General features: G+C 72.1%; 19 protein-coding genes and 1 tRNA gene. 7 read left to right on the top strand and 13 right to left on the bottom strand.

The window, feature by feature from the left end; translation table 11 throughout:
- Nucleotides 1-27 precede the first annotated feature (27 nt).
- Nucleotides 28-1,230 carry a pyridoxal phosphate-dependent aminotransferase gene (locus ACTHMF_RS06270; protein WP_440316735.1) on the top strand — a complete coding sequence of 401 codons (1,203 nt, stop codon included), beginning with the start codon at nucleotides 28-30 and terminating at the stop codon, nucleotides 1,228-1,230.
- 4 nt (nucleotides 1,231-1,234) lie between these two features.
- On the opposite strand, the gene ACTHMF_RS06265 is transcribed toward ACTHMF_RS06270, so the two are convergent.
- The 7 genes from ACTHMF_RS06265 to ACTHMF_RS06235 are packed head-to-tail and all read right to left on the bottom strand — an operon-like array spanning nucleotide 1,235 to nucleotide 7,192.
- A complete protein-coding gene (locus tag ACTHMF_RS06265; RefSeq protein ID WP_440316734.1) occupies nucleotides 1,235-2,044 on the bottom strand; it encodes a carbon-nitrogen hydrolase family protein in 810 nt (269 codons plus the stop codon).
- Nucleotides 2,041-3,819 (bottom strand): sensor histidine kinase, encoded by a 1,779-nt coding sequence (locus ACTHMF_RS06260; protein WP_440316733.1) that lies wholly within the window; start codon nucleotides 3,817-3,819, stop codon nucleotides 2,041-2,043. Before ACTHMF_RS06260 ends, ACTHMF_RS06265 begins: the two co-directional genes overlap by 4 nt.
- A complete protein-coding gene (locus tag ACTHMF_RS06255) occupies nucleotides 3,816-4,208 on the bottom strand; it encodes a response regulator (protein WP_440316732.1) in 393 nt (130 codons plus the stop codon). The genes ACTHMF_RS06260 and ACTHMF_RS06255 overlap by 4 nt, the downstream gene beginning before the upstream one ends.
- On the bottom strand, nucleotides 4,205-4,360 hold the full coding sequence (locus ACTHMF_RS06250; RefSeq protein ID WP_440316731.1) for a hypothetical protein: 156 nt from the start codon (nucleotides 4,358-4,360) through the stop codon (nucleotides 4,205-4,207). The genes ACTHMF_RS06255 and ACTHMF_RS06250 overlap by 4 nt, the downstream gene beginning before the upstream one ends.
- Entirely contained in the window at nucleotides 4,357-5,121 is a 765-nt protein-coding gene (locus ACTHMF_RS06245; RefSeq protein ID WP_440316730.1) for a PHP domain-containing protein, read from the bottom strand. The genes ACTHMF_RS06250 and ACTHMF_RS06245 overlap by 4 nt, the downstream gene beginning before the upstream one ends.
- Nucleotides 5,118-6,128, bottom strand: a complete 1,011-nt coding sequence (locus tag ACTHMF_RS06240) for an ATP-grasp domain-containing protein (RefSeq protein WP_440316729.1) — start codon at nucleotides 6,126-6,128, stop codon at nucleotides 5,118-5,120. The genes ACTHMF_RS06245 and ACTHMF_RS06240 overlap by 4 nt, the downstream gene beginning before the upstream one ends.
- On the bottom strand, nucleotides 6,125-7,192 hold the full coding sequence (locus ACTHMF_RS06235) for a response regulator (RefSeq protein ID WP_314148330.1): 1,068 nt from the start codon (nucleotides 7,190-7,192) through the stop codon (nucleotides 6,125-6,127). Before ACTHMF_RS06235 ends, ACTHMF_RS06240 begins: the two co-directional genes overlap by 4 nt.
- A gap of 123 nt (nucleotides 7,193-7,315) precedes the next feature.
- On the opposite strand from ACTHMF_RS06235, the gene ACTHMF_RS06230 reads away from it, so the two are divergent.
- From ACTHMF_RS06230 to ACTHMF_RS06215, 4 genes are all read left to right on the top strand, one after another.
- Nucleotides 7,316-7,392 (top strand) — tRNA-Met (locus ACTHMF_RS06230).
- Nucleotides 7,393-7,451: 59 nt separating this feature from the next.
- The gene (locus ACTHMF_RS06225; protein ID WP_440316728.1) at nucleotides 7,452-8,954 is read left to right on the top strand and encodes a DUF3375 family protein; all 1,503 of its coding nucleotides are present in this window, start codon (nucleotides 7,452-7,454) and stop codon (nucleotides 8,952-8,954) included.
- On the top strand, nucleotides 8,951-9,652 hold the full coding sequence (locus ACTHMF_RS06220) for a DUF4194 domain-containing protein (RefSeq protein ID WP_440316727.1): 702 nt from the start codon (nucleotides 8,951-8,953) through the stop codon (nucleotides 9,650-9,652). Before ACTHMF_RS06225 ends, ACTHMF_RS06220 begins: the two co-directional genes overlap by 4 nt.
- A complete protein-coding gene (locus ACTHMF_RS06215; protein ID WP_440316726.1) occupies nucleotides 9,649-13,056 on the top strand; it encodes an ATP-binding protein in 3,408 nt (1,135 codons plus the stop codon). Before ACTHMF_RS06220 ends, ACTHMF_RS06215 begins: the two co-directional genes overlap by 4 nt.
- Before the next feature lie 72 nt (nucleotides 13,057-13,128).
- Here the strand turns inward: ACTHMF_RS06215 and ACTHMF_RS06210 are convergent, their stop codons facing one another.
- Nucleotides 13,129-13,647 carry an isochorismatase family protein gene (locus tag ACTHMF_RS06210; RefSeq protein ID WP_440316725.1) on the bottom strand — a complete coding sequence of 173 codons (519 nt, stop codon included), beginning with the start codon at nucleotides 13,645-13,647 and terminating at the stop codon, nucleotides 13,129-13,131.
- 55 nt (nucleotides 13,648-13,702) lie between these two features.
- On the opposite strand from ACTHMF_RS06210, the gene ACTHMF_RS06205 reads away from it, so the two are divergent.
- Entirely contained in the window at nucleotides 13,703-14,842 is a 1,140-nt protein-coding gene (locus tag ACTHMF_RS06205; protein ID WP_440316724.1) for an ROK family protein, read from the top strand.
- Here ACTHMF_RS06205 and ACTHMF_RS06200 read toward each other — a convergent pair.
- From ACTHMF_RS06200 to ACTHMF_RS06180, 5 genes are all read right to left on the bottom strand, one after another.
- Nucleotides 14,826-15,314: a hypothetical protein gene (locus ACTHMF_RS06200; protein WP_314148336.1), complete on the bottom strand. Its 489-nt coding sequence runs from the start codon at nucleotides 15,312-15,314 to the stop codon at nucleotides 14,826-14,828. The two genes, ACTHMF_RS06205 and ACTHMF_RS06200, sit on opposite strands and share 17 nt — an antisense overlap.
- Entirely contained in the window at nucleotides 15,314-16,510 is a 1,197-nt protein-coding gene (locus tag ACTHMF_RS06195; RefSeq protein ID WP_440316723.1) for an ROK family transcriptional regulator, read from the bottom strand. The genes ACTHMF_RS06200 and ACTHMF_RS06195 overlap by 1 nt, the downstream gene beginning before the upstream one ends.
- Before the next feature lie 206 nt (nucleotides 16,511-16,716).
- On the bottom strand, nucleotides 16,717-19,656 hold the full coding sequence (locus ACTHMF_RS06190) for a UPF0182 family membrane protein (RefSeq protein WP_440316722.1): 2,940 nt from the start codon (nucleotides 19,654-19,656) through the stop codon (nucleotides 16,717-16,719).
- Between the two features lie 117 nt (nucleotides 19,657-19,773).
- Nucleotides 19,774-20,667, bottom strand: a complete 894-nt coding sequence (locus ACTHMF_RS06185; RefSeq protein ID WP_314148339.1) for a glycerophosphodiester phosphodiesterase — start codon at nucleotides 20,665-20,667, stop codon at nucleotides 19,774-19,776.
- Between the two features lie 16 nt (nucleotides 20,668-20,683).
- Nucleotides 20,684-21,826, bottom strand: a complete 1,143-nt coding sequence (locus ACTHMF_RS06180; RefSeq protein WP_314148340.1) for a YlbL family protein — start codon at nucleotides 21,824-21,826, stop codon at nucleotides 20,684-20,686.
- 164 nt (nucleotides 21,827-21,990) lie between these two features.
- On the opposite strand from ACTHMF_RS06180, the gene ACTHMF_RS06175 reads away from it, so the two are divergent.
- On the top strand, nucleotides 21,991-22,782 hold a 792-nt coding region (locus tag ACTHMF_RS06175), incomplete at its 3' end, for a zinc-dependent metalloprotease (protein WP_440316721.1).

The raw sequence follows: 22,782 nt of genomic DNA, 5'->3' as shown, positions 1-22,782 counted from the left end.
GGTGCAGAGGCACGGAAGGGGTGCGGGATGGCCGTCGGCGGAGCGTGGCGCAGAGCCGCGGGAGGAGCAGGCCTGCTCGGCGCGGACGGGTCGGTGCGGCCGACCATCTTCGCCGAGATGAGCGCCCTGGCCGTGCGCACCGGCGCCATCAACCTCGGGCAGGGCTTCCCCGACGAGGACGGCCCTGCCGAGGTGACAGAGGCCGCGATCGCCGCCATCCGCGCCGGCGAGAACCAGTACCCGCCCGGCCCGGGCATTCCGGCGCTGCGAGCCGCCGTCGCCGACCACCAGCGCCGGTTCTACGGGCTCGAGCTCGACCCGGACCACGAGGTGCTCATCACCGCCGGGGCGACCGAGGCGATCGCGGCGGCCCTGCTGGCGCTGCTGGAGACCGGCGACGAGGTGGTGACCTTCGAGCCCTACTACGACGAGTACGGTGCCGTGATCGCCCTCGCGGGCGGTGTGCACCGCACCGTGCCCCTGGAGCTGCCCGACTTCCGTCCCGACCTGCAACGGCTCCGGGAGACGGTCACCGACCGCACCAGGGTCATCCTCGTCAATACGCCGCACAATCCCACCGGAGCGGTCTTCGACCGCGAGCTGCTGACCGAGATCGTCGCCCTCGCCGAGCGCCACGACGCGATCATCGTCACGGACGAGGTGTACGAGCACCTCACCTTCGGCCCTGCGCACATACCGATCGCGACGCTGCCGGGCGCCAGGGAGCGCACGGTCACGATCTCCTCGGGCGGCAAGACGTTCAACACGACCGGCTGGAAGGTCGGCTGGCTCACCGCTCCGCCCGACCTCGTCACGGCGGTGCTCGCGGTGAAGCAGTTCCTCACCTACGTCAACGGCGCGCCGTTCCAGCCCGCGATGGCGGCCGGCCTCGCCCTGCCCGACGCGTTCTTCAGCGGGATCGCCGCGGCGCTGCGGCACAAGCGGGATGTGCTGTCCGCGGGCCTGCGCGCCGCCGGCTTCGCGGTGGCGCCGTCGGACGGGACCTACTTCGTCGTCGCCGACGCCGCGCCGCTCGGCCACCCGGACGCGGTCGAGTTCTGCCGCAGCCTCCCCGAGCTGGCGGGCGTCGTCGCCGTCCCGCTCGCCGCGTTCTGTCGCGACGACTACGCGCGGCGCACCGCCTCCCTCGTGCGCTTCGCCTTCTGCAAGCGCGTCGAGGTGCTGGAGGAGGCGGCGCGGCGGCTCGGGGCGCTTGCGGCGGGCTCCTGACCGCCTACTCCCCGGCCGGCTCGACCCGGTAGCGCCGCAGGGCCAGGGCGGGGTTGCGCTCGCGCACCTGGTGCACGCGCTCCGTGGAGGCCTCGGCGACCGCGATCCCGGTCGTCTCGGCGAGGCCGGCGACGGTGACGCCCATCGGGTCGACGATGGTGCTCGCGCCGATGCCGATCGGCGGGATGTGGTCGGCGGCGGCGACGTAGAGGGTGTTCTCGATGGCCCTGGCCGCGAGCAGCGTCGTCCAGTGGTGCTCCTTGAGCGGGCCGCGCACCCACTCGGCGGGGATCGCGACGAGGTCGGCTCCCGCGTCCGCGATCCTGCGGGTCACCTCGGGGAAGCGCAGGTCGTAGCAGGTCTGCATCCCGACCCGGAGGCCGTCCACCTCGAACACCTCGGGCGGCGCGGTGTCCCCGGCGACCACCCACTCCGACTCGTGGGAGCCGAACGCGTCGTACAGGTGCTGCTTGCGGTAGACCGCGACGCGCTCGCCGGCGTCGGAGACCGCGACGAGCGTGTTCGCGAAGCGGTGCCGCTCGCCGGTCTGCTCCACGAGCCCGGCGATCGCGTACAGCCCGTGCTCGCGGGCGACCGCACCGAGGGAGGTGACGAACTCGCCGTCCAGCGGCTCGGCGTTGCGGGCGAAGGACGGGCCGAGCGGGTCCGTGAAGTACGAGGCGTACTCGGGGAACACCACCAGCCGTGCCCCGCGCTCCGCCGCGACCGCGACGAGGGCGGCGACGACGTCCCTGTTGTGCACCCGGTCGTCGGTCGGGGTGAACTGCGCGACGGCGACGCCGACGGCGGTCACGACGCGCGCTCCGCACCCGGCACGGCCTCGGCGACCGGCTTCGGGGTCTCGACGGGCAGGCGCAGGCTGATCGAGGTGCCGACGCCTTCCTCGCTCTGGATGTCCAGCCGGCCGCCGTGCGCCGTCACGATCGCCTTCGTGATCGTGAGGCCGAGGCCGACCCCGGGCACCGCGTTGCGGGTGGCGGTGGATGCGCGGAAGAACCGCTGCGAGAGCTGGCTGAGCTCCACAGCCGGGATCCCGATGCCGGTGTCCGTGACGGCGATCACCGCCTCGTCCCCCTCGCGCGCGAGCGAGACGGTCACCGTCCCCCCGGAGGGCGTGAACTTCAGCGCGTTCGACACCAGGTTGTCCACCGCCTGGCCGAGCCGGACCGGGTCGCCGCGCACCAGCACCGGAGCGTCCGGGACGTCGGAGACCAGCGTCACACCGGCGTTCGACGCGACGGGGTTGGCCGACTCGACGGAGGCGGCGACGACGCTGCGCAGCTCGGCGTCCTTGATGTCGATCGGGAAGCGACCGGATTCGACCTGCGCCGTGAACAGCAGGTCGCCCACGAGGCGCAGCAGCCGGTGCGCGTTCCGCTCGGCGACGCCGAGGTATTGCAGCTGCTCCTCGGAGAGCGGCGACTCGTCGTCGTCCCGCATCAGCTCCAGGTAGCCGAGGATCGAGCTGAGCGGGGTGCGCAGCTCGTGCGAGATCAGGCCGACGAACTCGTCCTTCAGCCGGGCGAACTCGCGGGCCTGCGTCATGTCCGTCGCCACGAAGATGAAGCCGACGCGGTGCCCGTTCTCGTCTAGGCGCGGCGTCGCCGCCACTTGCACGGGCACGTGCTTGCCGTCGGCGCGCACGTACGTCCAGTCGCGGACGTCCGCGTACCCGGCGCGCACCGTGTCCACCAGCGCAGAGAAGTCGTCGGCGCTCGACACCGTCGTGAACCGCGCGTCCATCTCCCGCAGCCGGTCCTCCAGCTCGGACTCCAGGTGGAAGTCGATGACGTGCCTGCGGCCGTCGACCACCTGCTTCTCGGTGAGGCCGAGCATCTTCTCTGCCCCCGGGTTCCAGACGTCGATGAGCCCGTCCAGGTCGGTGCCGATCACCGACTGCTCCGTGACGGCATTCCAGATGCTCTGGATGAGCCGGTTCGCCGTCCGCAGCCGCGCCTCGTTGAGCACCAGCTCGTCCTGGGCGCGGACCGCCTGGGCGAGCAGCTCCTGGCGCTGCTGCGCCTCGGCCGTCGACGCCTCCAGCCGTTTTCGGAGCCGGTGGGCGATCTCGTTGATGACCGCGGCGACCACCAGGTAGATCACCGGGGAGAACACGGCCCGGACGAGATCGCTCGGTGAATCCGGCACGTCCGTCACGACCAGCGGCGCGAGCAGGACGACCAGCATCCCGGCCGCGGCCACCACGATGGCGTACCGACCCTCCTCGGAGGCGATCCAGATGAACGGAAGCAGCAGGACGACCGAGACCGGAGAGGCCCCGCCCCCGGTCGCCAGCCGCAGGAAGCCGACGGCCAGCAGGGCGATCACCGGAACGACGAGCGCCCAGCCCACCGCGGTCCGTCCCCAGGGCACGACCGTCGAGAGCAGCACAGCCACCGCCATCAGGGCCAGCGAGACCAGCAGGTAGACCGGTGCGGTCACCACCGCGACGCCCGGAAGCAGTTCGACGCAGATGGCGAGGGTGTACCCGATCAATGTCGGGATGAGCTTCATGAAGACGGACGGCGAGTCGATCGGCAGGCGTCCGAACCAGCGGTCGAGGGTCATGCCGGCTCTCCAACGGCGAGCATCTCGCGGATGCGCTGCGCGAGCGCCCGCGGGCTGAACGGTTTGATGATGAAGCTGTCCGAGCGGTCGGCGACGACGCCGTGGTCGGTCAGCAGCTGGACGGACGCGGACACCATCAGGATGAGCGTCCCGCTGGTCTCCGCATCCCCGCGGATCGCCTCGGCCACCTCCACGCCGTTCATGCCGGGCATCGAGATGTCGAGCACGACGAGGTCGATGCCGCCGTCGCGCACCGCATCGAGCGCGTCGCGGCCGTTGTCCACTGCCGCGGCGATCTCCACGCCTGCGCGCCCGGCGGCGATCACCATCAGGCCGCGGATGTCGTCGTCGTCATCGGCGATGACGACGCGCTTCGCACGATCGGTCACGAGAAGAACACCAGACGGACGACGACGATCGCGGCGATGACCACGAGGGCGATGCCCGCGTAGCCGATCAGCCGGAACTCCCAGCGCCGGTTCCGCTCGATCTCGCGCTGCAGCTCCTCGCGCTGCGCGCTGGTCGGCTCGACGGGGCTCATCCTTCTCCCTCCCGTTCGTTCCCGGCGGCGACGGCGTCCCTGAGCACCGTCGCGACCCGGTCGTACCGCCCGACGTCGGCGGCGAGGTGGCTGTCCGTCGACGCCACGATACGCGCACCGGCGGCCAGCAGGGCGGCGATCGCGGCGGGGCCGGGGCATCCCCACTTCTCGTTCACCTCGACGATGGTCCCGGTCGCCGCGGCCGCGGCGGCCCAGGCGGCGAGGCGCTCGGTTCCGAGCTGCTCCTCGGCGAGCCCGACCTTGGGCAGGATCGAGAACCAGTGCGCGAGCTGTGCGTTCGGCGTCCGTTCCATCGCCCGGATGCTGGCCGTGACGAGCAGGTCGAGCGCGTCGTCCGCCGCGAGCCCCGCGGCGAGCTCGTCCCTGGTCCGCTCCGGCGACCACGGGCCGTCCGGTCCGGGGAACTGGTGGTCGCCGATCACGACGGCGTCCACGCCGCCCTCGCCGACCACGAGCAGCGCGGGCGTGTCGACGGCGCCCGAGGCGTCCAGCAGCTTCGCCTCGACGCCGGTGAGCACCGTGAGCCCGTCTGGCACCTGCTCCAGGGCGACCGCCGCCAGGAACTCGGGGACCCAGGTCGTCGACGCGCGGACGTGGTCGGTCAGCCGGATCCGGCGCAGTCCCGCCGCCGAGGCGGCCGCGATGTTCTCGGCCAGGGTGCTCCGCGCATCGTCGGAGAACGAGGAGTGCACGTGGAAGTCGCCGAGCAGCAGATCGTCCACGTCGACGACGGCGCTCACTCCTCGAGACCCTCCGCGTGCGCGGCGTTCTCGGAGACCAGCACGTCTCCGGGATCGAGGAACACGTCCTCCAGGAACCGCACGTTCGCCAGCTCGGCGAAGTCGACCGAGGACGGCACCGGTCGGCCGAGCACCAGGTCGAGCAGGAGCGACGGCATGTCGACGCCGGCGGCGATGGTCAGCGGCATCGCGCCGGGGAACCGCGGGTTCACCTCGAGCAGCGCGGGCACGCCGTCCGCGCTGTAGCGCAGCTGGACGTTGGCGACACCGGTCAGCCCGATCGCCCGCGCGACCGCGGCGGCGGTGTCGGAGAGCTCGGCCCTGCGCACGGTCCGGCCGGCGATGGAGACGCCGGAGTCGACCCGCTCGCGCGACCGCGGAACCGCCGCGATCACGGCGCCGTCGAGTCCGGCCAGCACGTCCACCGAGAACTCCTCCCCCGGCAGGTTCTCCTGGATCAGGATGCTCTCGTCCTCGCCGAGGGCCTCCAGGGCGGCGCGGTCGGCGATCAGCCGGACACCGCGCGAGCCGGCGCCGCTGCGCGGCTTCACGATCACCGGGAACGTCCAGTCCTCGCCGACGCCGGCCCGGTTCAGCAGCCGGGTGCGCGGGAGGCGCGCCTTGCCGTCCACCCGCTCGGCCAGCCGGAACTTGTCCAGGCAGGTCACCAGGGTCTCGTGGCTGGGCGCGGCGAGCGCGGTGCCGACGGCGGACAGCTCGCCGCGTCGCGCGGCCAGTCCCGGCAGCTCGACGTCGACGGTCGAGAACAGCACGTCGATGCGGTCGTCGCGGCACATCCCGATCAGCTCGTCGACGAAGGTCTCGGAGCGACCGGCCGGCACGATGCGCCTGCGGTCCTCCGGCACCAGGTACAGGCCGCTCGCCCAGCCGTCCATGTCGGCCGAGAACACCTCGACGTCGGGACGGGCGAGGAGCGAGCGGATGACGGCGATGCCCGCCGGTCCTCCCGCCCCGGTGACGAGCACGCGGGTCGTGGCGTCGGTCATTCCTGGGTCCTCCGGAGTCTGGCGTCGGTCTGCACGGTCGAGGCGGGCACGGAGATGTCCGCGGTGTCCCGCATCACCTCCAGCGGTTCGCAGCTGGTGCCGCCGCCGAACCGGGACCAGTACCGGGCGGTGGCGAGCACGAAGTCGTGGTCGAGGTAGCCGCGCACCTCGGTCTGCGAGCGGAAGCAGTCGATCAGGCGCAGCTTCGCCTCGGTGAAGCCGTCGATCGGGACGAACCGGGTCGGCCGGAAGTCGATCGTCGCCGACGGGCTCTGGAAGCAGCACACGGTCCGGACGTTGCGGGTGGCGACGTTGACGGCGGCATGCACGGCGCGGTGGTCCTGGTGCCGGTCGTGCGCGGAATGGGTGTAGACGATGTCGGGCTGCACTTCGGCGACGACCCGCTCGATGATCCCGACGGTCGGGTCGGCGGCCGAGATCCTGGTGTCCTCCAGGTCCTCCAGGAACAGCCGCGCCCCGAGCAGCTCGGCGGCGGCGAGCGACTCGTGCTGCCTGTCGTCCGCATCGCCGCCGCGCGCGCCGCGCGAGAGGGTGAGGATGACGACCTGGTTGCCCGCATCGCGGTGCGCGGCGAGGATGCCGCCCACGCCGATCTCGACGTCGTCGGGGTGCGCGCCGATGGCGAGCACCACCTGCTGCCGCTGCGAGGCGCGCTTGGTCCTGCTCTCCTCGGCGAGCCGGGTGACGATCGAGACCAGCTCCGCCGAGGCGATCGGCTTGGTCAGGAACTCGTCGGCCTGGGCGCGCAGCGCGGAGACCGCGTAGTCGACCGAGACGTGCGCCGTCATCACCACGACCGGCATCCCGGGGTATCTGCTGCGCAGCTCGCGCAGCAGGTCGAGCCCGGAGATGCCCGGCATCTCGATGTCGGTGATGACGAGATCGGGCTCGAACGCCTCGATGGTGTCCAGTGCGATCGACGGGTCGGTGACCGCGACGACCTGGGCGTCCGCACGCTTCTCCAGCACGGTCTTCATGTAGAACGCGACGTCCGGATCGTCCTCGATCACGCACACGCGGTACTTCTGAGCGGAACTGGCCATACGCTTCCCCTACGTCTCTGCACCGACTCTAGTGGGGCGACCGGTTCACCCGGGCGGACGCGCCCGGGCTCCCGGACCGATTTCCGCACCCCCCGAAACCCGTGCTAGAGTTTCTTCTTGTGCCGCGGGGTGGAGCAGCTCGGTAGCTCGCTGGGCTCATAACCCAGAGGTCGTAGGTTCAAATCCTGCCCCCGCAACCAACAGGCCCGGACTCCGGGGAGAAATCCCCGGGTCCGGGCCGATTTTTGTCCGGAGGAAGATGGGCGAGAGCCTCGACGGCGAGCGCGTCGCAGCCGTGTGGGAGGAGCATCCCACCTGGGCGCTCCTCCGCAGCTACAACGGTCGCTGGGTCCTCCCCCTGTTCTCGCGCCACCTGGAGCACGCCGACGGGCCCGTCTCCGCCGACTGGTTCCACCAGAAGGTGGCCGACGCGCTCGACGCGACCGACGGCGACGCCCCCGCCGACGACCCTGTCGACTCGGCTGCCGCGGACACCGGGCGGATGTCGCCCGCCGAGTACTGCCGCGGCTGGGTGGACAGCCGCTGGCTGATCCGCTCGCGGCCCGGCAACCGCGACGACAGGGCGCAGTACCGGCTCTCGCAGTACGCCCTCCAGGCGCTGCGCATCGTCCGCGAGCTCTCCGAGCCGGACACCGCGGTCTCGGAGGCGCGGTTCGCGAGCATCGCGCACGCCGTGCACCAGCTCGCCGGGCTGACCGATCCCACCGCGGAGTCGCAGCTGGCCCGCATCGACGACGAGATCGCCGCGCTGCAGCGCCGCCGCGCCGAGATCGTCCAGCACGGCGTCGACGAGGTGTCGCCGGAGGCGGTGAAGCGCCAGGTGCGCGAGGTGCTCCGGCTCACCGCGTCGCTGCCGGAGGACTTCCGCCAGCTCGGCGCCATGGTGGAGCAGCGGCACCGCGAGGTCGCCCGCATCGCCTCCACCCAGCAGGTCGGGAAGGGCGCGCTGGTCGACCAGTTCCTGCGCGACAACGACCTGCTCGAGCAGACCCCGGAGGGCCGCGCGTACCGCGGCTTCGCCGCCATGCTCTCCTCCCGCGAGCTCGAGGGGATGCGTGCCGACATCGAGCGCGTGCTCTCCCGGGCTGCCGCCGATCAGCTGACCGAGCGGCAGCGCGGGCAGCTCGAGACGCTGATCACCTCCCTGCTCGCCGAGGAGCAGGCGGTGCAGGAGACCTACGTGCGCTGGACGTCGTCCCTGCGCCGGTTCCTCAGCCGCAACGGATCGGAGAAGCATGCCAGGCTGCTCTCGCTCGCGGAGCGGGCGCTCGCGGCGGGTGCACTCTGGGCGGAACGCAGGCCGGGGCCGGTGCTCACCGACGAGGATGTGCTCGGCATCGGCGGCTGGAACCTCGTCGACGTCACGCAGGCGCAGCTCTGGCGCGACCGCGGCAGGCCGGAGGTCGGGATCGCGATCACCGAGAACGACGATCCGCTGCCGGAGTCGGAGCGCGAGGCGCTGCGGCTCGCGGTCGAGACCAGTGCCGCCGCCGTCCGCGAGCGGGTCGCCGAGCTGCTGCACGAGCGCGAGACGGTGACCGGCGCCGACGTGTACGCCGCGACGCCGGACGAGTTCCGGCGGCTGGGACTCGCGGTGAGCCTGATCGAGCTCGGCGCCGAGCTCGGCGCGGTCTCGGAGGGCGTGCAGACCGTTCCGCTGGCGGTCGGCGACGAGGAACGCGAAGTGACGATGCCGCTGCTCGTCTTCGGGCGCGACGCGATCGAACAGGAGGAACGGTGACGGACACCACGGAGGATATCGAGCGGCAGGACGCCGACTCCGATGCGTTCGGCGACCCGGTGCGGGACGCGCTTCCGCGCGAGGCGCGCCTGGCGCTGGTGACCGTGCTCACCAGCCGGTTCGTCACCAGGGCCAAGCAGCCGGACGCCTGGCGGGCGCTGCTGGACTACGAGGACGACATCCGCGCGCGCCTCGACGAGCTGTTCCTGACCCTGGAGATCGACGCGGACCACGAGGTCGCGTTCAAGCGCCAGAACGGCGACGACGGCGCGCCGATCCTGCTGCGCCGCGAGAAGCCGCTGTCCCGCGACGCCTCCCTGCTGCTGGTCCTGCTGCGGCAGGAGCACGCCTACACCGACGCCAGGGACGAGGCCGTCACCGTCACGCGCGACCACATCGCCGAGTTCCTCGGCCGCTTCCAGGGCGACTCGGCGCACGACGAGGTGCGCGTCGACCGCAGGATCAAGGCCGCGATCGCCGCGCTCGAGCGCCTGGAGCTGCTCACGCCCGGCACGGACGATCCGGACGTGTACACGGTCTCCCCCGCCGTCGTCCCGCTGATCGGGACCGCGGAGCTGGCGAGGCTCGAGCGGATGTTCCTCGCCGCTGCGGGCGAGGACGCGCCGCCGGCCGACGACGCCGACGATGCCGAGGACACCGACGCCACCGACGCCACCGAGGAAGAGGACCAGGCATGACCGACCTTCCCGTCGACGACGGCCTGATCCGCCGGGGCCAGTTCCGCATCGAGCTGGTGCAGCTGCTGAACTGGGGCAGCTATCAGGACATCCACCGGATGCCCGTCGGCCGCGGTGGCATCGCCATCCTCGGCCCGACCGGGCGCGGGAAGTCGACCGTGCTCGACGCCATGTCCGCGGTGATCATGCCGAACCCGCAGGAGTTCAACCGTGCAGCACGAGACGACTCCCGGCAGCGCAGCGAGCGCACCGTGTACAGCTACGCGCGCGGCAAGACCGACGAGGTGAAGGACGCGGGCTCCGACACCACGACGACGCACTTCCTGAGGCCGCTCGGCACCGCGTTCCCGAGCGGGGCCGCGATCACCTGGCGCACCGAGCTGGGCGAGACGATCACCGCGGCCCGGCTGGCCTGGATCGGCCCGGACACGGCGACCCAGGACGAGGTGACCAACGCGACCGTCTACCTGCTCGTGCACGGCGAATTCCCGCTCGCCCGGCTGAACGAGCTGGTGCAGGAGCCCGGGAGCTCCTCGCCGCTCACGCGCGCTTCGCTCGCGCGCCTGGTGCACCCGGAACGCGACCTCGTTACCGGATCGCAGCCGGAGCTGCGCGTCCGCCTCTGCGAGGAGCTGGGCATCGGCGGCAGCGACGAGTCGCAGCTGAAGGCGCTCACCCTGCTCCGTCGCGCGCAGGCGTCCAAGGGCGTGTTCTCGATCGACGAGCTGTTCAAGAGCTTCGTGCTGACCGAGCCGCGCGCCCTCTCCCGCTGGGAGACGACGCTGAGCAGCTACCGCGAGGCGTCGGCGCTGTACGACGTGTTCGAGACGACGCGTCGCAAGCTGGACGTGCTCGCCGACGTCCCCGCGCGCGCCGAGCAGTACGCTGCCGCCGCGGAGGACGCGAGCGGCAAGCGCCGGCTGCTGGTGCCTGCCGAGGGCGAGCACGACCCGCGACTGCGGGTGTGGCTGGCCGAGCGGATCCGGGACTGGGTCTCCGGCCAGGTGGACGCGGTGCGCGACGAGAAGCGCGAGCACGAGGCGGAGCACCGCGCCGCGGAGGCCGAGGAGCAGGCAGCGCACCGCGCCCAGCAGGACGCCCTGTCGCGGCTCGCGGCGCTCGGCGGCGATCCCGCCGTCGCGTTGCGCAGGGAGCTGGAGTTCGCGGAGCGCGTGCTCGCGACCCAGCAGCGCGAGCGCGCCGCCGCCGACGCCCTGTTCTCCCGGGCCGGCCTCGCCGCCCCCGAGACGGCGGAGCAGCTCACCGAGCTGGCCGCGCGCGCCGAGGAGCTGCTCGCGGCGACCGAGACCGACGAGGACGAGAAGGCCCGCCGCTACGAGCTCGCAGGGCGCGTGGACGCGGCCAAGCGCGCCATCGCCGCGCTGACGGCCCAGAAGCGCTCGTTCGAGCAGCGCCGCAGCAACGTCCCCGCCGACGCGGACGAGCGTCGCCGTCGCATCGCCGACGGCACCGGCATCCCGGCCGAGGAGCTCCCGTACGTCGGCGAGCTGTTCGAGGTGGCGCCGGGCCGCCGCGACTGGACGCGCGCGATCGAGAGCGTGCTCGGCGAGGTCGCGACGCACCTCGTCGTCGACCAGCGCCGGTTCGCCGCGGTCCGCCGGTTCGTGAACGAGAACGACATGCGCGGGCGCATCGTCCTGGTTCCCGCCGTCCCCGGTGCCGCCCCCGAGCTCGAGCCGATCGAGAGGACCGTCCCCGCCCTGCTCCAGTTCGACACCGCGAGCCCGTACTTCGGCTGGCTGAACGACGAGCTCGTCGCGGACCGCAGCGTCCTGTGCGTCGAGACTCCCGAGGAGCTGGACGCGCCGCGGCCCTCCGGTGTGAAGGGCGCCGTCACGCGATCCGGGATGCGCTCGGCGGCGCGGAACAGGGTGATCAAGGACGACCGGCGCACCGACTCCTGGATCGGCCTCGACAACACCCAGCGCATCCAGGCCATCGCCGCGGAGCTCGCCGACCTCGAGCGCGAGCTGGCGGCGGCGCGTGCGGCGTCGGACGCGGCGGAATCCGAGCGCAGCGCCGCCCGCAGCCGCAGCGAGGCTCTCGCGTCCATCCGCACCGTGGAGTGGGCGTCGATCGACGTCGCGTCCGCCCGGCTGCGCGTCGACGAGCTCGCCGCGCAGCTGGATCGCGTGGCCGTCGAGCACCCGGAGGTCGGCGAGCTGCAGCAGGAGGCGGACCGCCACGACCGCGGCCGGCTCGCCGCCGCCAAGCGCGGCGCGGCCCTGCACGCGCGCATCGTGGAGCTGGAGGCGCGGCACGCCGACCTGATCGACATCGAGGACAGCGTCGCCGACGCCCTCGAGCGGAACACGCCGCTCAGCGCCGACGAGCGGCTGCTGCTCGGTACCCTGCCGTTCGCCGCGCCGCGCGAGGCCGCCGATGTCGACCGCAGGTACGCGGAGGCGCAGGCGGCGGTGCGCGACCAGATCGAGACCCACCAGCAGGCGATGGAGCAGCACGAGCGCCTCCTGCTGCTCACCTTCGAGCGCTACCGCGACCTGGACCGCTCCGCCGAGATCGACGCGACGATCGACAGCCTTCCCGCGGTGCTGGCCATCCACCGCGGGCTGGTCGAGGACGACCTCCCCCGCGCGAAGGCCGACTGGCTCGCGAAGGCGGGGGCGAGCATGGGCGACAGCCTGCGCGCCCTGCTGACCCAGATCGAGGAGGACGGCCACGCCATCCGCCGCGGGGTGCGCCCGATCTCCTCCGCCCTGGCCGGCATCGAGTTCCGGGAGGGCTCGACGCTCGATATCGACCCGCGCCCGGTCTCCAACAGCGACCTGCACGACTTCAAGCGCACGCTGCGCAAGCACACCGCCGGCACGCTCGGAGCGGACAGGAGGGACGCCGCGGCGATCGAGCGGGACTTTCTGGAGCTGCGCCGCGACCTGTCCCGCCTCGAGGAGCGTTCGCGGGCGGGCGAAGCGTGGCGCAGGCGCGTGCTGGACGCGCGCGAGCACTACCAGTTCCGTGCGATCGAGACCAGGACCGACGGGACGCAGGTCGTGCACGAGGGCGTCGCCGGCAAGTCCGGCGGCGAGGGCCAGGAGCTGATCGCCTTCGTCCTCGGCGCCGCGTTGCGCTACCGGCTCGGCGACGGGACGGACAGCGTGCCCACCTACGCGCCGATCGTGCTCGACGAGGGCTTCGTGAAGGCCGACAACGAGTACACCGGGCGTGCTCTCGCGGCCCTGCGCGGACTCGGTTTCCAGCTGATCGTCGGCGCTCCGCGGGACAAGGTGAACGCCTTCGAGGAGCACGTCGAGTCTGTGGCCTACGTCACCGGTGACCCGGCACGCCCCGGCCTCTCCCGGATCTACTCCCTCAGCATCCGCGAGGCGCTCGAGGGCGAGCGGCTGGGAGTGCTCACCGCCTAGCGCCCGCGCCCCGATTCGTGCCGGATGTCGCCTGCCGGACCCGCTCGGGCGACATTCGGCGAACATGCGCGGTCAGTGGAAGCGCACCTCGTCCAGCTCGATCACCTCGACGCCGGCGGCGGCGAGGTCCAGTTCGACGCGTTCGACGATCTCGGCCGCGGGGGCGTCGTCGTCGTAGGTCGCGTGCGCGCCCGCCGGGACGACCACGTCGAAGCCGCGCTCGGCCGCGCCGATCGCTGTCGCCTGCACGCAGTGCTCGCTCTGCAGCCCCGCGACGATCAGCGCGTCCACCCCCATCGCCCGCAGCACGTCGGCGAGGGCGGGGTTGGACTCGAACGCGTTCGGCGCGTCCTTGCGCACGATCGGCTCGCCGGGGCGCGGCGGGAAGACCAGCTCCCAGCCGGGCGTGCCCGGCTCGTCGGGGTCGCCGGGCGGTCCGTCGTTCTTCACGTGCACGATCGGGGCGCCCGCGTCCCGCGCCGCCTCCAGCAGCCCGGCGAGCACATCGCGCAGCTCGGCCGCGCCGGCGACCGCGCCGTCGCCCTCCAGCATGTTCCGCTGGACGTCCACCAGGATGAGCCCGTATCCCATGCGGTCCATCATGCGCCGCATTCGCTAGGGTCGTAAGACGTGAGGAGGTCAGCACGTGGCTGAGGATCACGGAAAGGCGACCCAGGCCGCCGTCCGCGAGCGCAACCTGACGACCGCGCTGCAGCTGGTGCTCTCCGGCGACGGCTCGGCGACGCGCGCGTCGATCGCCCGGCGGACCGGGCTCACCTCCGCGACCGTGTCCTCCCTCCTCTCCGGCCTCATCGCCGACGGGCTCGTGGTCGAGGGCAGCCTCGCCGAGAGCACGGGCGGCAAGCGCGCGACCACACTGCGCGTGGACGCCGGCCGGAACGTGCTGCTGTCGGTGATCGTCCAGCCGGGGCTCGTGCGCGGCGCGGTCCTCGACCTGCTCGGCGACGTGGTGACGACCGTGTCGCAGCGCACGGAGACGCCGGGCGCGCTCGACGACGTCCGGGCCGTCGTGCGCCGTCTGGCCGCGTCAACGACCGCGCGCGTCGCCGCGGTGGGCGTGCAGGTGCCCGGCATCGCCGACGGCGGGCTGATCCGCGAGAGCGTCCAGCTCGGCTGGGTGGACGTCGACCTCGGCAGGGAGCTGTCCGGCATCGTCTCCGCGCCCGTGCACCTCGTGAACGACGCCGACGCGGAGGCGATCGCCGACTACGCGGTCTCCGACGAGTTCGGCGCCAACCAGCTCTTCGTCTCGCTCTCCACCGGCGTCGGCGCCGCCGTGATCGTCGACGGCGACGTGCTCGCCGGGGCGGCCCACCGCGCTGGCGAGATCGGCCACGTGCCCGTGCTGTTCGGGGACGACGCGCCGGTGTGCGCGTGCGGCAACCGCGGCTGCCTGGAGGAGCTGGTCTCGGTGACCAGCCTGCTCGGGCTCCCCCACGGCACCGACCTCGAGTCCGTGGACGTCGGCGCGCTCGCGACGCAGCCGGAGTCGCGCGAGCGGATCGCGGCCGGCGCGCGCATCCTGGCCAGGGCGCTGCTCATGCTCGGCGCCGCACTGGACGTGCCGAATGTCGTCCTCGGCGGCGCTGCCCCGAAGCTCGGGCCGGAGTTCATCGCGCACCTGCGCTCGGAGGCGGCACGGCATCCCGTGCGCGCGGCCATGCCGCTCAGCTTCCGCTACGCCAAGACCGCCCTGGAGCAGCCGTTCCGCGGGGCTGCGCAGCACGCGCTGCAGTCGACGCTCGGCGTCAGCTGGGCTCGCTGAGCAGGCGCAGCAGCGCGGCGCCGCGCTCGCGGTCGAGCCCGAACGTGGAGATGTCGGCGTAGCGGGCGTCCGGACGCTCACCCAGGTCGACGACGAGGACGAGCGCGCACGAGCCGCGCACGGCGTCGACGACGGCGCGCGACCAGGCGGCGGACCCGATGTCCGCGCCGAGCACGACCACAGGCGTCGCCGTCGCCAGGATCAGGTGCGGGTCGTCCGCCGGACCGGCGACGACCTCCGGGTTCCGCTCCCACCGGGCGGCGGCCGGCGATCCCGGCTCGCCCCATGCCTCGGCCAGTGTGTACCAGCGCGGGACACCGAGCCGCTCGTTGCCGAGACTCTCCAGCCGCACGACGGTGCAGCGGACCCGCACCTGCGGCAGCGCGTCCCGCACGCCCGGCGCGAGCAGGAAGCCGGCTGCGCCACGCCCGGCGAGGGCGTCGGTGCGCGGCCGGTCGGCGAGGAGGGTCATCAGGACACCCCGAGCTGCGCGGAGAGCACCATGACGACGCAGCCGCGCAGCACGATGTCTCTCCCCTGGCTCGTCATCCGGAGAGTCACGTCCGAGTGGAAGCCGGCCATCGTCCGATTGCGGAGCGTCTCGCGGAGCGCGTCGATCACGGGGCCCGCGAGCAGTTCCTCCGGGCCGGCCAGGACGACCTCGGACAGGTTGAGCGCGCCGACGATGGGGGCGAGCGCGACGCCCAGGCGCTGACCCGCCTCGCGGAGCACGGGCTCCGCCTCCCTGCCTGCGGCGATCGCGTCGGCGACGCGCGCCTCGAGCCGCGGGACGGCGAGCCATGCCTCCAGGCACTTCTCGCGATCGTACGGCGCCGCGGCGCCGTCGTCGGTGCCGACCATCACCTGGCCGATCTCGCCCGCCGCGAACCGGCTGCCGAAGACCAGTGCCCCGGCCACCAGCAGCCCGGAGCCCACGCCGTGGCCCACCTTCACGAGCATCATGTCGCCCTGCGCGTCGGCGAAGCCGTGCTCGGCCAGCACCGCGACGTTGGCGTCGTTCGCGACGAAAACCGCGAGCCCGGTCCGCTCGGCGATCCGGCGCTGCAGCGGGACGTCGCTCCAGCCCAGGTTCGGGGCGGCGGCGACGGTGCCGGAGGCGTCCACGATGCCCGGCGAGCCGATCCCGATGCCGAGGATGGGCGCCGTCGCCTTCTCGACCAGGGTGTCGACGAGCGCGAGCACCTTGGCGGTCGCCTCCTCTCCCCTGCTGCCGGCGAGTGCGATCTCCGCGGTCTCGAGGAGCTTGCCGTCGATGTCGAGGACGGCGCCGCGGAACACGCTGTGCTCGCTGAGATCCACGCCGATGATCTGGGCAGCCTGCCGGTTGACGTCGAGCAGGACCGCCGGCTTGCCGGGCCGCGCGTCGTCGCGCTGGCCGAGCTCGACCACTAGGCCCTCGGCGATCAGCTCCCCCACCAGGTCGGAGATGGTGACGCGGGTCAGGCCCGTCTCCCTGGCGAGGTCGGCGCGTGAGGCGCGGCCGGAGCGGTACAGCGACTGCAGCACGAGCGAGCGGTTGTGGTGCCTCGCGTGCTCGGGGAGCACCTTGCTGCGCGGCCGGAGTGCGCGGCCGGGCACCATCGCGCCGTCGCCGGGCACCGGGCGGGGCTCGGTGGCGGTCTGGCGGCGTGCTTCGTCGAGGAGCATGTTTGTTAGTAAAGTAGACAATCAAAGTGTGCGCAAGGGTTCGGCAGAATTTTCCCGCTCCTGAGCCCGTTTGGGACGCCTGTCCCCGCGCGAGCACGGGGCAGTCGTACCGAAACGGCCCACTCGCGGGCGTGCACTTCGGACAGCGGCCGAGGATACGCGAACGGCCCGCACCGAAAGGGTGCGGGCCGTTCGCGGTGGTGCTGCTACTTGCTCGAGGAGTTCCCCTCGGCCGCGAGGGCGGCCTGCAGAGCCTGCTGCAGCCTCTCGTCCGCCGCGCCGTACGCCGCCCAGTCGCCGGCCTTGAGGGCCGCCTGGCGGTCGGCGAGCGCCTGCTTCGCCTGCTGCAGCGCCTGCTGCAGGGCGGCGTTGTTCTGGCCGCTGGTCGAACCGGAGCCTCCTCCGGTGGAGCCGGAGCCGCCACCCGTGGAGCCGGAGCCGCCGGACGTGCCGCCGTTGCCGGTCGACGGAACGTTATTGTCTCCTGCCGTCGCTCCGGAGTCGCCGCCGAACAGCTTGTCGAGCGCCTGGTCGAGCGTGTCCTCGAACGCGATCTGGTCGCCGAAGGCGACGAGCACCTTCTGCAGCAGCGGGTAGCTCGTCTCGCCCGTCGACTTGACGTAGACCGGCTGGACGTAGAGCAGACCGCCGCCGACCGGCAGCGTCAGCAGGTTGCCGTTGATGATCTCCGTCTTGCCCTGTCTCAGCAGGTTGAGCGCTTGCGAGACGGCCGTGTCGGAGTCGAAGTTGTTCTGCACCTGCCCGGGCCCCGGGACGGTGTCGCTCGATGGCAGGGACAGGAGTCTGAGCTTGCCGTAGCCGGACGCCACCGTGCCCTTCGTCGCCCCGGCGTCCGCGTCCACCGCGAGATAGCCCTTCAGCACCGATCGCGAGGAGTCCCCCGCCGCCTGCGGGATGAACGTGGAGTACAGCGAGAACGACGGCGCCTTCTGGCCCGGCATCTGCATCGTCAGGTAGTACGGCGGCTGCAGGGTCGGGTCGCTCGGCGACGACGTCGGGTCGTTCGGGGTGGTCCAGGCGTCCTCACGCGAGTAGAACGAGCCGGCGTCCGTCACGTGGTACTGGCCGAGCACCGAGCGCTGCACCTTGAACAGGTCCTGCGGGTAGCGCACGTGGCTGAGCAGCTGCGCGCTCATGTCGCCGACCGGCTTGACCGTGGTCGGGAAGACCTTCTCCCAGGTCTTCAGGATCGGGTCCTTGGCGTCCCAGGCGTAGAGCGTGACCGAACCGTCGTAGGCGTCGACCGTCGCCTTGACCGAGTTGCGGATGTAGTTGATGTCGTCGAAGGCGTATGCCGGCTTCGGCGTCTCCGTGTCGGCGATGGCGTCGCTCAGGCTGCCGACGTGCGAGTACGGATACTGGTCGCTCGTGGTGTAGCCGTCGATGATCCACTTGATCCGGCCGTCGACCACCGCGGGGTAGGCCTGCGAGTCGAGGGTCAGGTACGGTGCGACCTTCTGCACGCGCTTGATGGGGTCGCGGTCGTAGAGGATCTGCGAGTCGTCGTTCACGGCGTCGGAGAGCAGGATCTGCTCGTCCTGGAACTTGAGCGCGTACACCAGCCGCTTGAAGACGTTGTCGAGCTTCGGGCCGCCGTTGCCGCTGAACGTCGTGTAGGTCTGCTGGGCGTCGTTCTCGCCGCCCGGGTAGTCGAGCTCGACGGGCTTGCTGCCCTTCGGCGCGCCGACGATCGAGTAGGTCGGCGACTGCTGGCCGAAGTACACCCGCGGCTCGTACTCCCCGAGCGAGCCCTGCACCGGGATGCCGGACTCCAGGAAGACCGGCTGGCCGTCCGTCGACCGCTTGTTGCCGTACGCGGCCACCATGCCGTAACCGTGGGTGTAGACGACGGTGTCGTTGAACCAGCTGCGGCTGGTCAGCCCCGACTGGTTGAGCTCGCGCACCGAGACCACGGCGTCCTGCTGGTTGCCCTCGATGGCGTAGCGATCGACGTTCAGGGTCCGCGGGAACGAGTAGTACTGCCGGAACTGCTGCAGCTGCTGGAACGACGGGCTGACGACCGCGGGGTCGATGATGCGGATCTGCGCGGCGGTCGCTGCGTCCTTGCGGAGCGCGCCCGGCTGGGCGTTCGTCGACGCGTTGTACGGGATGACCTCGATGTCGCTCAGCCCGTAGGCGTCCCGCGTCGCGTTGATCGAGTCCTGGATGTACGGGGTCTCCAGCGTCTTCTGGCTCGGGTCCACCTGGAACTTCTGGATGATCCACGGGTAGACCGCGCCCACGACGATGGCCGCGATGATCAGCAGCGCCGTGCCGACCATCGGGAAGCGCCAGCGGCCGACGAACGCGGTCACGAAGAAGAGGATCGCGACGAACACCGCGGCGCCGGCGAGCACGGCCCTGGCCGGGATGGTCGCGTTGACGTCCGTGTACGCCGCGCCGTTCACGAGGTCGTTGACGTTGGAGTCGGTGACGGTCGCATACCGGTCGAGCCAGATGCTGATGCCCTGCAGCAGCAGGTAGAGGCCCGCGATGATCGAGATCTGCACGCGCGCGGACTTGGAGATGCGCACCTCGCGGCCGCTTACCCGGATGGAGCCGTACAGGTAGCAGGTGGCCAGCGTCGCGATCAGCGAGATGAGCACGACCGCGGAGGCGAACCCGACGGCGCTGCGGTAGAACGGCAGCGCGAACAGGTAGAAGCCGATGTCGAGGTGGAAGAGCGGGTCGGTCTTGCCGTACGACGTCCCGTTCAGCCAGAGCGCGGCGGTCTGCCAGCGGCTCGCGGCGGAGACGCCGGCGAAGATGCCGAAGACGATCGGGATGCCGTACATCGCGAGCCGGCGCAGCGGCTCGATGACCTGCTGGTAGCGGTCGAGCTGCGTGTTCAGCTTCGCGTAGACCGGGCGCAGCCGGTAGGCCAGCTGGATGGACAGCCAGAGCGGGACGGCCATCCCGAGGAATCCGACGAAGAACATCGCGATGCCGGCCAGCCACTGCGTGGTCAGCACGTTCAGGAAGCCGACCTGCTGATACCAGAGGATGTCGGCGTACAGGCCCGCGAACACGAAGAACAGGATGATCAGCGCCACGATCACACCGAGGGTGATCCAGACGGCCGCGCGGCGGCGTCCTGCTGGTCGAACTGCAGCTGTTGAAGTCACGTGTGGCCCTCTTGCTCTCGCGTGGCGGTCAGACAACCATCCTAGGGCGGCGTCGCTGCGAGAAAGCTGCGCTCCACCCGTCCACCGCTTGTGGGTTCGCCGTACGCCGCGTGCCGGTCAGCCGGTCGCGCCGCCGCCGAGCACCTCGCGCACGCCGGAGACGAGAAGCCCGGCGGCGCCGCGCTCCTTCGCCGTCGCCGCCGCGCTCTTCGACGGCACGACATGCGCGAGGACCGGCTTCGACCGCCCCGTGAACGTCTTCCAGACCTCGGCGGCGGCGCCGTAGTCCAGCCCCAGCCAGTCCCACAGCCCCTCGGTGCTCGGCAGGAGGTCCGCGTCCGCCTGCACCCCGCTCGCGTAGTAGTAGCCCCAGGTGCGGTAGCCGTGCGCCGTCGCGGCCTGCGCCCACTGCGTCGCGGTGCAGAAGCCCTTGGCGACGAAGGTCCGCTTCGGGGTCGGCGACGCGGCCATCAGCGCGAACAGCTCGTCGAAGTGCGAGGCCGGCACCACCTTCGGGTCGACGAAGATCGCGTGCGTCGCCGCGTACGCTCTCACCAGCTCCTCGAACCGCAGGTACGGCTGAGCCGGCTGCGAGGGGTCCGTCGTCTCGGCCGCGCTGATCCGGTGATCGCGGATCTCGTCCCAGGTGTGCTCGGCAGCCACGAAGCCGCTGGTGCCGGAGGTGCGGTCGAGGGTCGCGTCGTGCAGCCCGAACCAGACGCCGTCCCGCGAGCGGGCCAGCGAGATCTCCAGAGCGTCGACGCCGAGGTCGACGGAGTTGCGGTAGCCGAGCATCGACATCTCCGGCCAGTCGAGCGACCCGCCGCGGTGCGCGACCGTGAAGACGCCGGAGGCGACGAGCCGGTCGGCGAGGACGCCGCCCGCCGGCCGCTGAAGCAGCCGGGGCAGCACGAGCGCGCTGCCGCCGGCGATCGCCGCGACTCCGACGCCGACGGCCCCGCCGATCAGGGCGCGGCGGGAGACGGTGCGGCGCGGCTGCTCGTCGTCCATCCCGGCCGCCGACCGCTCACGACGCCGGGCAGGTGGGCAGGCCGGCGGTGCTCGCGCCGCCGCTGACGGCCTTGAGCACCTTGAGCGAGTCGCTCAGCGTCTTCACCGCGAACACGTGCAGGCCGTCCGGGATGTGGCCGGTGACTTCGTCGCAGTTCGAGGCGGGGGCCAGGAAGTAGCTGGCGCCTCCGGTGTCCCGCGCGGCGTACATCTTCTGCCGGATGCCGCCGATCGCGCCGATCGTGCCGGTGTTGTCGATGGTTCCGGTCCCTGCGACCCGCTTGCCCCCGTTGAGCTCGCCCGGCGTCAGCTTGTCGATGATGCCGAGCGCGAACATCTGCCCGGCGCTCGGGCCGCCGACGTTGTCGAGCTGGATCTTGACGTCGAACGGGAAGGTGTAGTCCATCCCGGCGCCGATGCCGAGGACGGTCTGGCTGCCGGACCGGGTCGGCGTCAGGGAGACCGTGGACGCGGCGCCGTCGCGCACGATGCCGATCTCCGCGGCCTTGTCCGTCCCGTTCTTCGCGACCAGGTCGCGCAGGCCCTGGATGCTCTTGACCGACTCCCCGTTGACGCTCGTGATCTCGTCGCCCTCCTTGAGGACCTTCGCGGCCGGGGTGCCCGTGATCACCTGCTTGACGGCGACGGCCTGGGGGAAGTCGTAGCCGAGCTGGTTGAGGGCGGCGGCCACCGCATCCTGCTGCGAGTCCACCATCAGGGCGGCGTTCTGCGCGTTCGACTGCTCGGTGGTCGTCCCGGGCGGGAACACCGCGTCCACCGGCTGCACGGCCCTGCTCGGGTCGAACCAGGCGCGGATGATGTCCAGCCAGCTCGGCCGCGAGTCCGGGTTGCCGACGACGGAGACGGTCAGCAGGTCGAGCGAGCCGGAGGTGGGGTAGGTGGTCTTGCCCGGGATGGAGATGAGTGGTTTCGCATCCTTCGACGGGTCGCTGCCGACGCTCTGGTCGGTGCCGAGCGTGTTGAACACCGGGCCGGGCTGCTCGATGACGAACGGCGCGGGCGCCAGCGCGAGCACCAGCGCGAGCACGACGGCCACGGCCACGGCGACCCAGCCGATGACGACGCGACGCGACGGAGCGACCCGGCCGCCCCCTCCTGCCGGGCTCACGGGCGTGTCGTCGTCGGTGAAGAGGGTCACGTCTCGTCGGGTCCTTCGCGTCGTGTTCGCCACGGGCGCACTGTCCGTGAGGCTGCCGGATGCGATTCCCACCCGGCTCGTGGCTGTCAGCAGCTAGCGTAGATGGCAAGCCTGGAAAGCCGTAATGAACCGGCGCACACACTTCGAGACGAGGGGCGCTCACGATGGCCGACGATCCGAACAAGGACCCGGACGACGAGTTCCGGGACATGCTGCGCGAGTTCCTGTCGGGGAACTCGTCCATCGACCCCTCGCAGCTCGCGGGGGCCGCGGGCCTTCCGAACGACCCCGCCAGCATCCAGCAGCTGCTCGGCCAGCTGCAGAACGCGCTGATGACCCCGGGCGGCGGCATCAACTGGGACCTCGCCCAGCAGCAGGCCCGCGCGCTCGCCTCCGAGGGGGCGCACGCGGTCACGCCCGCCGAGCGGGCGGCGATGGAGCAGGCGTTCCACGTGGCGGCGCTCTGGCTCGACGAGGCGACCACCGTCGCCGAGCTGCCCGGCAGCCCGGAGCTGATCGGGCGCGCGGAGTGGGCACGGCAGACGATGCCGATCTGGACGCAGCTGGCGGAGCCGGTCGCGCTCAGCATCTCGGACGCCCTCACGCGCGTGCTCACCGAGCAGGCGCCGGAGGAGATGCAGGGCATGATCCAGAACGCCGGGCAGGTGATGCGCTCGATCGGCGGCGCACTGTTCGCGATGCAGCTCGGCCAGGTGGTCGGCCAGCTCGCCAAGGAGGTCGTCTCCGGCGGCGACATCGGCATCCCGCTGCTCCCGGAGGGCACGGCGGCGCTGCTGCCCCAGAACGTCGACGAGTTCGGCGACGGCCTGGACATCCCCACGGACCAGGTGCAGCTGTACCTCGCGGTGGGGGGGGGCGGGCGGGGCCGGCGGGGGCGGCGCGCGCCGTGGCGGCGGCGGCCGGGGCTCAGGCCGAGCACCGCCGGCGCGCGCGGG

It is taken from the genome of Leifsonia sp. (genome assembly GCF_051955155.1).
Lineage (GTDB): Bacteria > Actinomycetota > Actinomycetes > Actinomycetales > Microbacteriaceae > Leifsonia.
This window is presented reverse-complemented; position numbering and strand designations above follow the sequence as displayed.

Coding starts and splice junctions, on each gene's coding strand:
- ACTHMF_RS06270 (WP_440316735.1), top strand. CDS start 28: ATGGCCGTCGGCGGAGCGTGGCGCAGAGCCGCGGGAGGAGCAGGCCTG.
- ACTHMF_RS06260 (WP_440316733.1), bottom strand. CDS start 3,819: ATGACCCTCGACCGCTGGTTCGGACGCCTGCCGATCGACTCGCCGTCC.
- ACTHMF_RS06250 (WP_440316731.1), bottom strand. CDS start 4,360: ATGAGCCCCGTCGAGCCGACCAGCGCGCAGCGCGAGGAGCTGCAGCGC.
- ACTHMF_RS06240 (WP_440316729.1), bottom strand. CDS start 6,128: ATGACCGACGCCACGACCCGCGTGCTCGTCACCGGGGCGGGAGGACCG.
- ACTHMF_RS06235 (WP_314148330.1), bottom strand. CDS start 7,192: ATGGCCAGTTCCGCTCAGAAGTACCGCGTGTGCGTGATCGAGGACGAT.
- ACTHMF_RS06225 (WP_440316728.1), top strand. CDS start 7,452: ATGGGCGAGAGCCTCGACGGCGAGCGCGTCGCAGCCGTGTGGGAGGAG.
- ACTHMF_RS06215 (WP_440316726.1), top strand. CDS start 9,649: ATGACCGACCTTCCCGTCGACGACGGCCTGATCCGCCGGGGCCAGTTC.
- ACTHMF_RS06210 (WP_440316725.1), bottom strand. CDS start 13,647: ATGGGATACGGGCTCATCCTGGTGGACGTCCAGCGGAACATGCTGGAG.
- ACTHMF_RS06200 (WP_314148336.1), bottom strand. CDS start 15,314: ATGACCCTCCTCGCCGACCGGCCGCGCACCGACGCCCTCGCCGGGCGT.
- ACTHMF_RS06195 (WP_440316723.1), bottom strand. CDS start 16,510: ATGCTCCTCGACGAAGCACGCCGCCAGACCGCCACCGAGCCCCGCCCG.
- ACTHMF_RS06185 (WP_314148339.1), bottom strand. CDS start 20,667: ATGGACGACGAGCAGCCGCGCCGCACCGTCTCCCGCCGCGCCCTGATC.